This is a genomic window from Nocardioides sp. NPDC006273 (assembly GCF_040613495.1).
In the GTDB taxonomy this organism is placed as follows: Bacteria; Actinomycetota; Actinomycetes; order Propionibacteriales; family Nocardioidaceae; genus Nocardioides.
This window is the reverse complement of sequence record NZ_JBEXSD010000003.1, coordinates 155,745-168,831: the sequence shown is the minus strand read 5'-3', so window position 1 is coordinate 168,831 and position 13,087 is coordinate 155,745. Positions and strand designations below refer to the sequence as shown.

General features: G+C 70.2%; 10 protein-coding genes. 8 read left to right on the top strand and 2 right to left on the bottom strand.

Going from position 1 to position 13,087, the window contains the following annotated elements; translation table 11 throughout:
- From ABZZ22_RS02805 to ABZZ22_RS02790, 4 genes are all read left to right on the top strand, one after another.
- Complete coding sequence (locus tag ABZZ22_RS02805) at nucleotides 1-483, top strand: thioesterase family protein (protein WP_354926579.1); 483 nt, start codon at nucleotides 1-3, stop codon at nucleotides 481-483.
- Nucleotides 484-601: 118 nt separating this feature from the next.
- Nucleotides 602-3,748: a glycosyltransferase gene (locus tag ABZZ22_RS02800; RefSeq protein ID WP_354926577.1), complete on the top strand. Its 3,147-nt coding sequence runs from the start codon at nucleotides 602-604 to the stop codon at nucleotides 3,746-3,748.
- Nucleotides 3,749-3,942: 194 nt separating this feature from the next.
- Nucleotides 3,943-4,563 (top strand): maleylpyruvate isomerase family mycothiol-dependent enzyme, encoded by a 621-nt coding sequence (locus ABZZ22_RS02795; protein ID WP_354926575.1) that lies wholly within the window; start codon nucleotides 3,943-3,945, stop codon nucleotides 4,561-4,563.
- Between the two features lie 42 nt (nucleotides 4,564-4,605).
- Nucleotides 4,606-5,646 carry an FUSC family protein gene (locus tag ABZZ22_RS02790; RefSeq protein WP_354926573.1) on the top strand — a complete coding sequence of 347 codons (1,041 nt, stop codon included), beginning with the start codon at nucleotides 4,606-4,608 and terminating at the stop codon, nucleotides 5,644-5,646.
- Nucleotides 5,647-5,744: 98 nt separating this feature from the next.
- Here the strand turns inward: ABZZ22_RS02790 and ABZZ22_RS02785 are convergent, their stop codons facing one another.
- The gene (locus ABZZ22_RS02785; protein WP_354926571.1) at nucleotides 5,745-6,788 is read right to left on the bottom strand and encodes a methyltransferase domain-containing protein; all 1,044 of its coding nucleotides are present in this window, start codon (nucleotides 6,786-6,788) and stop codon (nucleotides 5,745-5,747) included.
- Between the two features lie 23 nt (nucleotides 6,789-6,811).
- The gene (locus tag ABZZ22_RS02780) at nucleotides 6,812-7,804 is read right to left on the bottom strand and encodes a glycosyltransferase family 2 protein (RefSeq protein ID WP_354926569.1); all 993 of its coding nucleotides are present in this window, start codon (nucleotides 7,802-7,804) and stop codon (nucleotides 6,812-6,814) included.
- Nucleotides 7,805-7,999: 195 nt separating this feature from the next.
- On the opposite strand from ABZZ22_RS02780, the gene ABZZ22_RS02775 reads away from it, so the two are divergent.
- The 4 genes from ABZZ22_RS02775 to ABZZ22_RS02760 all read left to right on the top strand — a co-directional run bounded on the left by ABZZ22_RS02775 (nucleotide 8,000) and on the right by ABZZ22_RS02760 (nucleotide 12,957).
- Nucleotides 8,000-8,224 (top strand): hypothetical protein, encoded by a 225-nt coding sequence (locus ABZZ22_RS02775; RefSeq protein WP_354926567.1) that lies wholly within the window; start codon nucleotides 8,000-8,002, stop codon nucleotides 8,222-8,224.
- Between the two features lie 56 nt (nucleotides 8,225-8,280).
- Nucleotides 8,281-9,417 carry a signal recognition particle-docking protein FtsY gene (gene ftsY, locus ABZZ22_RS02770; protein WP_354926625.1) on the top strand — a complete coding sequence of 379 codons (1,137 nt, stop codon included), beginning with the start codon at nucleotides 8,281-8,283 and terminating at the stop codon, nucleotides 9,415-9,417.
- A 50-nt stretch (nucleotides 9,418-9,467) separates the two neighbouring features.
- Entirely contained in the window at nucleotides 9,468-10,673 is a 1,206-nt protein-coding gene (locus ABZZ22_RS02765) for an ROK family transcriptional regulator (RefSeq protein ID WP_354926565.1), read from the top strand.
- 154 nt (nucleotides 10,674-10,827) lie between these two features.
- Nucleotides 10,828-12,957 (top strand): PQQ-dependent sugar dehydrogenase, encoded by a 2,130-nt coding sequence (locus ABZZ22_RS02760; protein ID WP_354926563.1) that lies wholly within the window; start codon nucleotides 10,828-10,830, stop codon nucleotides 12,955-12,957.
- Nucleotides 12,958-13,087 lie beyond the last annotated feature (130 nt).

The following is a 13,087-nucleotide window of genomic DNA, read 5'->3' as shown; positions in this document are numbered from 1 at the left end:
ATGAGCACTCCTGACCGCAAGACCCCGACCCGCGCCGACTACGTGCACTGGCGCACGATCACCACCCGCTGGCGTGACGACGACGCCTACGGTCACCTCAACAACGCGACCTACTACGAGTACTTCGACACCGCCGTCAACGCCTATCTGTTCGAGACGACCGGCGTGAACGTGCGGAAGCTGCCGAAGATCGGGATCGTCGCGGAGACCTCGTGCCGCTACCTGCGCGAGATCGGGTTCCCCGAGCCGGTCGAGGCCGGACTGGTCGTCGACAAGGTCGGGAGCTCGTCGGTCATCTACCGGATCGGGCTCTTCCAGGGGCCGGGCGAGGAGGCCGCGGCGGAGGGTCGGTTCGTGCACGTCTATGTCGACAACACCGAGCACAGCCGAAGCGGAGCCCGAGGCAACGAAGCACGGCGCCCGGTGACGCCGATGCCCGAGGAGATCCGGGAGGCGGTCATGCCGCTGTGGCGGCAGAATTGACCTCGACAGTTGGGTGAACGTGCGTGGCGCCGTTCACCGCCATTCGGCACTGTGACAGTCTGACCCACTGCCGAAGCACGATCTAGAGCGTCTTGGGGGACCTTTAGTGGACGAAGAGTTGAAGCGCATCGCACGTGGCGGACTGCGCAGGGGGCGAGACCTTGCCCGCAAGGTCTACAACGACTCGCCCCTCTACAGCAGGGCCGACGACGTGCGTCTGCTCGTCGACTGCCCGCTGTTCGACCACGAGTGGTACGCCGAGCAGGTCGGTGAGCGCCTCGACCGCAAGCGGGCGGCCCGTCACTATCTCGAGCAGGATCCGGCCAAGCCGCTGGCTCAGCCCAGCCCGCTCTTCGACCCCGAGTTCTTCGTCGCGCGGCTGACCCCGCGGCTGCGCAAGCAGATGGGCGACCAGGACCCGTTCCTCTACTGGCTGCGCGCCGAGCTGTGGCTGCAGCCGACCCACCCGCTCTTCGACACCGACGGCTACACCGAACGGCGCAAGACCGAGAGCTTCTACGGCGGCGCGATCGGCCACTACGTCGACCGGGGCGCACGCAACGGACGGCGCGCCAACGACTGGCTGGAGCAGGTCGACGGCCGGTTCCCTGACCTGCGCGACTGGATCCGCAACCGGCGTGCGGAATGGCAGGCCCGGCAGGGCGGCCCCCAGACCTGGCGGCCGGCCATCGTCCGCGGCGCGGCGACCCCGGCCGGTCGTGCGCCGGTCGGCACGGTCAGCGTCGTCGTCGACCTCGGTGCCTCCGAGGAGCTCGCCCGCGCGACCCTGGAGAGCGTCGCCGCCCAGACCGGGGTGAGCACCGAGATCATCGTCATCGACCGCGGCCTGACTCCCTCGGTCGCCGGGTCGGCCGCCGACCTCGTCCCCGGCGTGCGAGTCGTGCCCGGCGACCCGGACCGCGGTGAACCCGGCGTGGTCGCGGCGTTCGCCCAGGTGAGCGGTGACTTCGTCGCGTACGTCGCCGGGGGAGACGTCTGGAGTCCTGGCCGTCTCGCGCGGCTGGCCTCGGTGGCGCAGTCGGCCGGGAGGCCGCTGGTCGCCGACGTGCTCGAGCGCCCGTGGCAGCCGGAGCAGCGGTTCGCCATCGACGTACCTCCGCTCGTGCCCGGCCCCGATGTCCCCGGCCCGCTGATGCGGGTCCTGCTCTCGCGGCTGCTGATCTCCGCGCCGCTGCTGAACGAGGTCGGCGGGCCCCGTGCCGGTATCGGCGTCGGCTGGGCCTACGACCTTGCGCTGCGGCTGACCGCGAAGGCCGAGGTCGAGGTCGTCCCCGAGGTCGGCGTCGAGCGGCGCCAGGGCATCAACCCGCGCCGTCCGCGCCAGGACCGGCTCCCGCTGGATCCCTACGACCTGGAGTCGTGGGAGGACGTCGTCCGCAACGGCGCGTTCGTCGACTGGGCCGCGCTCGCGGAGCGGGCGCCCGACCCGGACGTGGTCTCGGTCGTCATCCCGACCTATGACGACTCGCTGCTGACCGTGGGTGCGGTCGAGGCCGTGATGGAGCACGGGGCAGGGGCGAAGCGGCTCGAGATCGTGGTCTGGGACAACGGCTCCTCGGCCCGCGTCTCGGCGGTGCTCGACTCGCTGCCGCCGCGGTTCCCCGAGGTGAAGGTGGTGCACAGCACCGTCAACCACAACTTCGCGCTCGGCAACAACTTCGCCATCCCGTACGTCACCGGGGAGACCGTGGTCTTCCTCAACAACGACACCACAGCGCTGGCCGGCTGGCTGGAGCCGCTGGTCTCGGCTCTCGAGGATCCCGAGGTGCTCGCGGCGCAGCCGCTGCTGCTCTACCCGAGCGGCTCGGTGCAGTCGGCCGGGGTCGTCTTCCCGCCCTACGGCGGGCTGCCCTACAACATGCTCGCCGAGTATCCGGCCGAGGACGCCGTCGGTCTCGAGGGTCACCGGTTCTCGGCGTTGACCGGCGCCGCGCTGGCGATGCGCTATCGCGACGTCGTCGCCCTGCAGGGGTTCGACCCGATCTTCACCAACGGCATGGAGGACGTCGACCTGTGCCACCGGCTCGCCGCGCTGCGACCGGGGTCGTTCCGGGTGGTGACCACCGCGGAGGTCGTCCACCACGAGTCGAAGTCGAAGGGCCGCTTCGCGCGCGCCCCACGCAACCGGCTGATCTACCTCGACCGCTGGGCCGGCCGGGTCGAGCCGCGCGACGACGTGGCCGCCTGGGCGGCCTGCGGCTACCAGGTCGTCGGCCGGGCCACGGCAGGTGAGCCGACCGGCCCCGCGAAGACGTACGCCGCCACCCGCCCGATCCTCGCCCCGATCCCGCGAGCGTCGATCGTCGAGGGCGTCCCGCAGCTGCGCTGGTCGATCAAGATCTCCGCGCCCGGAGCGCCGGAGGGGGAGCGCTGGGGTGACACCCACTTCGCGCGTGCGCTGGCGCGGTCGCTGCGCAAGCTCGGCCAGTCGGCGGTGGTCGACCACCACTACGAGTGGGAGCGACCGAGCGCTCTCGACGACGACGTCGTGCTCACCCTGCGTGGCCTCTCGCGCTACTTCCCGGCCCCCGACGGCCGGATCAACATCGGCTGGGTGATCTCCCACCCCGACGCGGTCACCCGGGCCGAGGCTGCCGGCTTCGACCGGCTGCTGGCTGCCGGGCCGGCCTGGGCCGAGCGGATGTCGGCACGCTGGGGGATCCGTATCGACCCGTTGCTGCAGGCCACCGACCCTGAGCTGTTCAACCCGGACCGGGCCCTGCCCGACAGCGGACACGCGGTGCTCTTCGTCGGCACCTCGCGTGACGTCGAGCGCCCGATCATCCACGACGCGGTCGCCGCGGGGCTGCCGCTGTCGGTCTACGGCCACGGCTGGGAGCCCTACATCCCGCGCCACTACGTCAAGGCCCAGCACATGCCCAACGTCCGCCTCGGCGCGGAGTACCGGGCCGCCGGGGTCGTGCTCAACGACCACTGGGCCGACATGCGCGACTACGGCTTCATCTCCAACCGGCTCTTCGACGCCGTCGCCTCCGGCGCCCGAGTCGTCTCCGACGACGTCGTCGGCCTCCGCGACGTCTTCGGCGACACTGTTCAGGTCTACGAGACGCCCGAGGACTTGGTGAAGTGGTCATCGATGCCCGACCCGTCGGTCGTCTTCGGCACCGACGAGCACATCCGCGCCGAGGCCGCCCGCATCCACCGAGACCACGGCTTCGACGCTCGCGCCCGCACCCTTCTCGACATCGCGCTCGAGGAGAGGGCCAACCGCGACCGTCTCTAGCCGAGGCGTCACCCCCGTCGGCCGAGGCGTCACCCCCGTCGGCCGAGGTGTCACTCGCGTCGGGCGAGAAGTCACGTACGTCGGTCGAGGTGTCACTCGCGTCGGCCGAGGTGTCACTCGCGTCGGGCGAGAAGTCACGTACGTCGGTCGAGGTGTCACTCCTCACCGCGTACGTGACCTGTCAGGGTGTCCGCATGACGAAGCTTTCGGTGATCCAGCTGCGCGAGCGGGACGCGCTGGTCGATGACCTGAGGACGCTCTCACCTGCTCAATGGCGCTCGGCCACCCTTTGCGGGGAGTGGGACGTGGAGGAGGTCGTGGCGCATCTCGGCGCGGCCTCGCGACTCTCGTTCCCCGGCTGGCTGCGCAGCATGATCGGGGCGCGGTTCGATCCGGACGTGCACAACCGCAGGCGGCTCGAGGAGTTCCGCGGGTCCTCAGTCGAGGAGACGCTGGAGCGCTTCGCGGAGATCGGCCCGATCGGGCTGCCACGCAAGGAGAGCGTCGCTGGGCTGGGGGAGATGATCGTGCACGGCGAGGACATCCGGCGGCCGCTCGGCATCCAGCACACCCCCGACCCTGACGGCCTGATGGCGGTCGCGACGTTCTTCGCCACCAAGGACTTCGCGGTCAACAGCAAGACGTTGGTCGCGGGCCTTCGGCTCCGAGCGGTCGACGCGGAGTTCGTGGCCGGCGACGGCCTCGAGGTCGCCGGGCGCCTGCTCGATCTGGTCATGGCGATGGCCGGACGGGATGTGGTGCTGGCCGGCTTGGAGGGGGAGGGGACTCCCGAGCTCCGCCGCAGGATGAGCTGAACTATCTGGTGAGTCCAGGTGGCCGTAAGGTGCTGGATGGCGATGACGGCAGTGCGGGGCGGAGGCGAACGGTTGGGCAGCGAGGTGAGCCGGCTCGAGCGGCTGGTGCAGGAATCCGTTCGCATCTCGCCGGCGCCGGGAAGTGGCTCGCCCGCCTGGCGGGCGAGCGTGACGTTGCTGGTCGCGCTGGTGGCGCTGGCGGGGGTTGGCCACATTGAGCTCGCGGCGTACGCCTGTTTCGGCACCTTCGCCTCCATCTACGGGGGGCGTCAGCCGCTGCGCGGCCGGTGGCGCACGCAGGCTGCGGCCGGGGCGCTCATGTGCGCGGCGGTCCTGTGCGGTGCGCTCGTGGCAACCTCGCCACACCGAGCCTGGCTCGTCATTCCCGTCGCTGCGGTGTGGGCCGCGGTCGGGTCGATGCTGTCCGACCGGTTCGTGCTGCGGCCGCCGGGGCCGATGTTCCCGGTCTTCGCGGTGGCGACCTGCGCGGCGCTCCCAGTGGCCCCCGCTGGGGTCGCGGTGGCGGTCGGCGTGGCCACGGGCGCGGCCGGGCTGGCCGTGCTCCTCGGACTTCTCGAGGAGCGGCTGGTCGGCTCCTGCGGATCTGTGGATGCAGCGCGGGGTGAGATCCGGCTTGATCACGCGACGGCGGTCGTCGTCGCGGTCGTTCTCGCCGGCACGGTCTCGACCGGGCTCGGACTGAGCCACACGTACTGGGCGATGGTGGCCGCGGCGGTGCCGTTCGGGGTCACCGGACTGCTGGCTCAGACGACCCGCGGGCTGCAGCGCGTGGTCGGCACCCTGGTCGGTCTGGTTGTGGCAGCCGTGCTGCTGTCGATCTCGCTTCCCGCCCTCGTCGTCGCGGTCGTCGTCGCCGCGCTCCAGGCGATCACCGAGCTCCTCGTCGGGCGCCACTACGGCCTCGCGCTCGTCGCCATCACCCCGCTCTCGCTGCTGATGGTCCAGCTCGGCCATCCGCAGCCCGCCGACGCGCTGCTGTGGTCGCGCCTGGCCGAGACCTTCCTCGGAGTCGTCGTCGGCCTCGCCGCCGCCTTCGTCCTCCGCGAGATCCGCCGCCGCTGAGGTAGAGGATTGCGCACCGAGTCGGCGCAACCGCTCGCCTCGCTCGCTTCGCTTCGCGCCAAGGCGTGCAGTTGCGCCGACTCGGCTACACCAGAGCTCTACTTCTCGAAGACTGCCTGGTCCAACACCCGGCGCTCGTCGTCGGCTAGGACGAGGAGGTCCTCACGGGCGAGGCCGGTGCCTTCCCCGGAGGGGGACAGGTTGATGAAGAACTCGTGCTTGACGGTGTCGTGGAAGGAGGTCTCCCGCAACGAGATGAAGTCGAGGTCGGCGAGGTCCTGGAGGAGCAGGCGGAGGTGGTTGGGGGTGCAGACCCAGTTGTGGGTGTCGATGTAGCGCTCCCCGCGGCGCGCCTCCTCGCCGCTGGCCTTCACGGTCTCCAGCCCGTTGGCGAAGGTGTAGTCGCCCTTGTGGCGTGGGCCCCAGGCGGTGATGCCGCCGTGCTTGGCCGCGTTGAGTCGCTCCTCGATGACCGCGCCCATGGTGTGCACCGACGACGGGTAGAGCGAGGCGTCGATGACCCGCGAGAGCGAGGCCCGCTCCCGGAACCGGTCGAAGCAGTAGCGGTGGTCGGGGATGACCAGGGCGAGCACGCCGTCGGGCTCGAGCAGCTTCTCGCACTCGTTGAGGAAGTCGATCATCGAGGTGGTGTGCTCGATGACGTGGGAGGCGACGATCAGGTCGAAGCGCTCCGGGATCACCTCTGACCAGGGAGTTCCAGGCTGGAAGACGTAGTCGACCTCCTCGATGTCGTGGGGGTCGTACTGGGAGAAGCCGGCGTAGCGCTTCACCAGACCCTCGCGGTCGAGATAGTCGACGATGCGTACGTCGTAGCCGTCGCGCTTGGGCAGGATCGCGTTGTGCGCGGGGCCGATCTCCAGGATCAGGGCGTCGGGCTTGACCCCGGCGAGCACCTGCTCGCGCCGCAGGCCGAGCCGGTCCTGGCCCGGGATCGCCGGCACCGCGGTGGTGCGGTTGCGGTCGCCCTGCAACCGGTCCACCTTCGTACGCAGCTTCTGGTTGCGCTGCTTGAGCTCGTCGATCCGGTGGTGCAGGCGGGCGGCCTCGGCGTCGGCGGCGTTGACGGTCTGCAGACCCGCGGCAGCGAGGCCGCGGCGTACGGCGCCCCTGAAGGTGGGCAAGACAGGTCCTCCTGAAGAGAGTTTCAGCTTTTGCGGGGTGGGATGTAGGGCTCGGCGGCAAGGGCGGCCCGGCCGCGCTCGGCACCGCGGGCGTGCTCGTCTTCGGGCACGGCCTTGTCGTTCTCGGGGTCGAGCACGTCGCGGAGCAGGTCGGGGACCAGTGAGCGGGTGAGCACGATCTGCAGGTGGTTGGTCAGCCAGTCGTCGAGGGAGTAGTCGCCCGAGAAGGCCCCCGCGGCGAGCTCGGCGCGGGTGGGGGTGCGGGCGAGATAGGCGTCCTGCAGCGTCCCGGCGAGGTAGCGCTGGTAGTCCCGCATCCCGTGGTGGCGCGGGCTCGGCTTGAGCCCCGGGTTGGCCTCGTAGCCCTTGCCGGCGTTGATCACCTTGCGCTCGAGCTGGGACCAGGACCGCCAGGGGAGGTGGAGGACCTCCATGGCGACCTCGTCGGCCGGCTGGCCGTTGCTCTTCAGTGAGACGAAGTGGTTGCCCTGGACGACCTTGACGTCGGACTCGCCGCGGTGGACCGCGTTGGGCGTGGGGTGGGCGTGCAGTCCGGCGGCCTCGAGGCGCTCGTCCGAGCGCCGGTCGCGCCACTGGAGCCGGTTGACGCCGCCGCCCTGCCAGGCGGGCGGGCCGATGAGGTTCTCCACCTCGACGGTGAACGCGTTCAGGGACAGGGGAGTGGCCTCGAGCGCCTGACGTACGCTCAGGCCCTTGTCCTTGGGTACGAGGAACTCGTCGGCGTCGAGGTTGAGGACCCAGTCGGCGCGGAAGTGGGTGCGCGCCCGGCGGGCCATCGCGGTGACGACCTTGCCCTGCTGCTTCTCGTGGACGGGGTCGTGGTGGAGCTCGACCCGCCCCGTCGCGGCGTAGCGCTCGAGCACCTCCGTGGTGCCGTCGACCGAGGCGTTGTCCGTGACGATCAACGTGTCGACACCCTGGTCCAGGTGGTGCTCGATCATCGCGGCGACGATATCGACCTCGTCCCGGACCATCATTGTCCCGATGATCCTCATGCCGCGAAACACTACCGGCCCGGTGGACGTTGTCGAGATCCCGCGCCGTACGACGGACGCCCGTCGCCCGGTCCCACGCGGCCGCGTGGCGTTGTGGGCTCGGGGCGCGGGTTGTGCAAGGGTTGGGGCCGTCCGTGCGTATCCAGAAGGGGGCTGGCCGAGCCAGTGCTGACCATCTTTGTCATCTTCGTGGCGATGTTTCTCATCGTCGCTCTGGCAGGCCTGGTGATCGTCTACACGGTCTTCCCCCACCGCGGACAGAAGATGCCGTACGTCTCCAAGCTGGGTGAGGCGATGGAGCGGGCCGTCGACACGGCCCCCACGCTCAGCCCGGCGACGCGTCTGCAGGAGCGTCGCGAGGACCATCTCAGTGAGCTGCTCGGTGAGAGCAACCCGGGAGCCACGGAGAAGAACGCTTAGCGTCCGCACCCGGCAGGACTCTCTGTTTGGGGCCGTAGTTTGATTGGATGAGGCCCATGGACATGGTCACCCTCATCGTCATCATCGCGGTCGCCGCTGTCGCGATCATCGGCGGCGGCATCGCCGGTCTGGTCACCACCACCCGGCGCCGCAAGGGCCGTACGCTTCCGCCGCAGGCGGAGACCGATGTCATCACCCGCCCGGAGGCGCCGACGGTCGAGGAGACCGCAGAGCCGGAGACGGTGCCGTCCGAGCCCTCCGCCCCGGTCATCGAGAAGCCGGAGAGCACCGCCTCTCGCCTGGTGCGGCTGCGCCAGCGCCTGGCCGGGTCCAACGCGTTGGGCCGAGGTCTGCTCAACCTGCTCTCGACCGACCGGCTCGACGAGGGCACCTGGGAGGCGATCGAGGACCTCCTGCTCACCGCAGACATCGGCGTCGCGCCGACCCAGGAGCTGGTCGAGGGACTGCGCACCCGGCTGCGCGTCGAGGGCGGCAAGGCGAGCCCGAAGGCGGCGCTGCGCGAGGAGCTGGTCAAGCTGGTCGACCCGGAGATGGACCGCCGGCTCCAGGTCCGCGGCGCCGACGGCGCTCCGGGCGTGGTGCTGATGGTCGGGGTCAACGGCACCGGCAAGACCACCACGACCGGCAAGCTGGCCCGCATCCTGGTCTCCGAGGACCACAAGGTAGTCCTGGGTGCAGCCGACACCTTCCGTGCCGCCGCTGCCGAGCAGCTCACCACCTGGGGTGAGCGCGTCGGCGTCGAGGTCGTCCGCGGGCCGGAGGGCACCGACCCGGCCAGCGTCGCCTTCGACTCCGTCAAGGAGGGCCTCGACAAGGGCGTCGACACGGTCATCGTCGACACCGCCGGGCGGCTGCAGAACAAGGCCGGCCTGATGGACGAGCTCGGCAAGGTCAAGCGAGTCATCGAGAAGCAGACCCCGGTCACCGAGGTCCTGCTCGTCCTCGACGCGACCACCGGCCAGAATGGCCTCATCCAGGCTCGCGTCTTCAGCGAGGCCGTCGCCGTCACCGGCATCGTCCTGACCAAGCTCGACGGCTCCGCCAAGGGCGGCATCGTCGTCGCCGTCCAGCGCGAGCTCGGTGTCCCGGTCAAGCTCGTCGGCCTCGGCGAGGGCCCCGACGACCTGACCCCGTTCACCCCCGAGGCCTTCGTCGACGCGCTCCTCGGCTAGGCGTCCACGCGTATATCGGTCACCCCGTCCCACGTGGCAGGATCGCCGGTATGCGCCATTCACTCGCCGGCCGGGCCGAGACCTCCATGCAGGCACGACTGCTCGCCCAGCTCCGCGACGAGGGCCCCCTCTCGCGGGTGCAGCTCGCCGACCGGCTGAACGTCTCCCGCACCACGATCGCGGCTGAGGTCGCGCGCCTCACCGAGCTGGGCATGGCCCACGAGGTCGGCCCGGCGGCATCCCGGGGCGGTCGGCGCTCGACGCTGGTCGACCTGGCGCCGGACATCCGGTTCGTCGGCATCTCGATCGGCGCCACGAGCATGTCCGTCGGCCTCACCGACGGACGGCTGTCGGTGATCGAGACCCGCACCCGGGCGTGCGACATCCGCAGCGGGCCGGAGAAGGTGCTGGCGACCGCGCTCGACGAGGTCCGTACGCTGCTGGACGAGCACGGCGTCGCCGAGCCGATGGGCGCGGGAGTCGGCGTACCCGGCCCGGTCGACTTCCACCGCGGCGTCTCGGTGTCGCCGCCGATCATGCCGGGCTGGGACGGTTACCCGGTGCGGGACGCGGTCGCGCGGGAGCTGGGCTGTCCGGTCGTGCTCGACAACGACGTGAACGTGCTCGCGGCGGGGGAGCAGCACGCTGGTGTCGCCCGGACCGCCCGCGACTTCCTCTACGTCAAGATCGGCACCGGCATCGGCTGCGGGATCGTCGTCGACGGAGAGCTCTACCGCGGTGTCGACGGCTGCGCCGGCGACATCGGCCACATCCGGGTCGAGGACTTCGGACCCACCTGCGCCTGCGGCAACACCGGCTGCCTGGAGGCGTTCTCCGGGGGAGCGGCGCTGGCTCGCGAGGCGCTCGCGGCGGCCCGTTCCGGTCGCTCCCCGGTGCTGGCCGAGCTGCTCGCGGAGAAGGGCGAGCTGAGCGCGGAGGACATCGCCGTCGCGGTGGCTCGCGGTGACGCTCAGGCCGTCCAGCTCATCCGCGAGAGCGGTCACCGCATCGGCCAGGTGCTCGCCAGCCTGGTGTCGTTCTTCAATCCCGGGCTCATCGTCATCGGCGGCCGGGTCAGCAAGCTGGGCCACGGTCTGCTCGCCGAGATCCGCAGCGTGACCTACCGGCGCTCGCTGCCGCTGGCGACCGGCAACCTCCCGATCGTGCTCAGCGAGCTCGGCGACGAGGGCGGCGTCATCGGCGCCGCTCACCTGATCAGCGCCTCCGTCTACGCGCCCAGCAGCGGCGAGGCGTAACTCCACCTCAGGCCGCTTCGAGGGCAACTCACCGTCTCATCTTTCGAAAATCTCTTGCGAAAGTACGCAACTTGCTTGACGTGACCCGCGTCACATCGCTACGTTCGCCAGCGATCTCGCTACCTCCCACGACAGCGAGAGAAGGAGATGGACCGTGCGCAGATTCACCCTCTGGAGCGTCGCCACCACCGTGGTCTCCGGCCTCCTGGTTCTCCCCCTCACGACGTCCGCGGACGCCGCCCCCACGGGCGCCCCGCCGCCGGACACCGACTTCGAGAAGGTGACCCTCAACGACCGCCCCGGTGAGCCGATGGACCTCGCGGTCCTGCCCGACGGGGACGTCCTCCACACCACCCGCGCCGGGAAGGTGTGGCTCAACGACGCCGAGACCGGCGTCAATAGCGTCGCAGCCGAGTTCGACGTCTACCAGCACGACGAGGAGGGTCTGCAGAGCATCGCTCTGGACCCCGGATACAACGGCCGCACCAACAAGTGGGTCTACGTCTACTACTCGCCCCCCATGAACACCCCTGTCGACGACCCGGCCACGCCGGACGTCAACGAGGGTGACGCCCCCGAGTACGGCTCGCCCGCCGACTTCGAGCCCTTCAAGGGCGCGATCCGGCTCTCGCGCTACCAGTACGCCGGCGGAAAGATCGACCTGTCCACCGAGCAGCAGATCATCGACGTACCGGTGGACCGAGGACGTTGCTGCCATGTCGGCGGCGACATCGTCTTCGACTCCGCGGGCAACCTCATCCTCGCCACCGGCGACGACACCGACCCGTTCCAGTCCGACGGGTACGCCCCGCTCGACGACCGCGAGAACCGCAGCCCGGCCTTCGATGCGCGGCGTACGGCCGCCAACACCGACGACCTGCGCGGCAAGCTCCTGCGGATCAAGCCGAAGGCCGGGGGCGGCTACACCGTCCCCGCCGGGAACCTGTTCGCGCCGGGCACCGACAAGACCCGTCCGGAGATCTACGCGATGGGCCTGCGCAATCCGTTCCGGATCGAGATCGACCCGCAGACCGACCGCGTCTACGTCGCCGACTACTCGCCCGACGCGGGCTCGACGAACCCCGACCGTGGTCCGGCGGGCCAGGGCAAGTGGACGGTCGTCACCGAGCCGGCCAACTACGGCTGGCCGCTGTGCGCGACCGCGGAGATGCCCTACCGCGACTACGACTTCGCGACCGGGACCTCGGGACCGGCCTTCGACTGCGAGGCTCCTGTCAACGACTCGCGGCACAACACCGGGCTGACCCAGCTCCCGCCGGTCACCCAGCCGACCGTCTGGTACACCTACGGCCAGTCGGAGAAGTTCCCAGAGCTCGGCACGGGCGGCATCGCACCGATGGCCGGCCCGGCGTACGACTTCAAGAAGTCGGTGGCGAGCGGTCCTCGCTCCGGTGCCTGGCCGGAGTACTACGACGGTGTTCCGCTCTTCGCCGAGTGGGGCCGGGACTACATCAAGGGGATGCGGCTCGACGCCGACGGCGAGCTGACCGGCATCGAGTCCCTGCTCTCGTCGTTCGTCACGGACAACGTGATGGACCTGGAGTTCGGCAAGAACGGCTCGCTCTACATGCTCGAGTACGGTGACGGCTTCTTCAGCGAGAACGAGGAGGCCCAGGTCTCCCGGATCGACTACATCGCCCGCAGCGGCAACCACACCCCGAAGCCGGTGATCAGCGCCGACCAGACCGCCGGCCAGCCGCCGCTGACCGTCGCCTTCGACAGCGCTGGGACGACCGACCAGGATGGCGATCGCCTCGTCTACCAGTGGGACTTCGACGGTGACGGCACCTTCGACGCCACCGGGAAGACCGCCACCCACACCTACGAGGAGCCGGGCGCCTACCGGGCGACCCTGACCGTCACCGACAAGGGCAAGGCGGGTCGCGGCAAGCATGCCTCCGCGGACGTCGACGTGATCGTCGGCAACGACGTGCCGGTGGTGACCCTGACGACCAGCCCCGCCCCGGGAGAGGCGTTCCACTTCGGTGACACCGTCCAGTTCCAGGTCGAGGTGACCGACGACCAGGCGGTCGACTGCAGCCGGGTCTCGGTGACGTACGTCCTGGGCCACGACGAGCACGGGCACCCGCAGACGACGGCGAACGGTTGCAGCGGCTCGATCGTGACGACCGTCCCTGGTGGCCACGACCCGGAGCACGACGACCTGAACGCGGTCTTCGTGGCCGAGTACACCGACCCGGGCGAGGGCGACCTCCCGGCGCTCACCGGAAGCGACGAGGTGGTGATCGCTCCCAGCGAGTGACCCTCGCGTTCGATCTGGAAGGGGGCACCCGGCCGAGCACGGCCGGGTGCCCCCTATCGGTTACTTTGTCCAACAACTTTTCAAAGTTCGACACAAACTTTGCAGAAACCGCCATGAAGGGGTTGTAGAA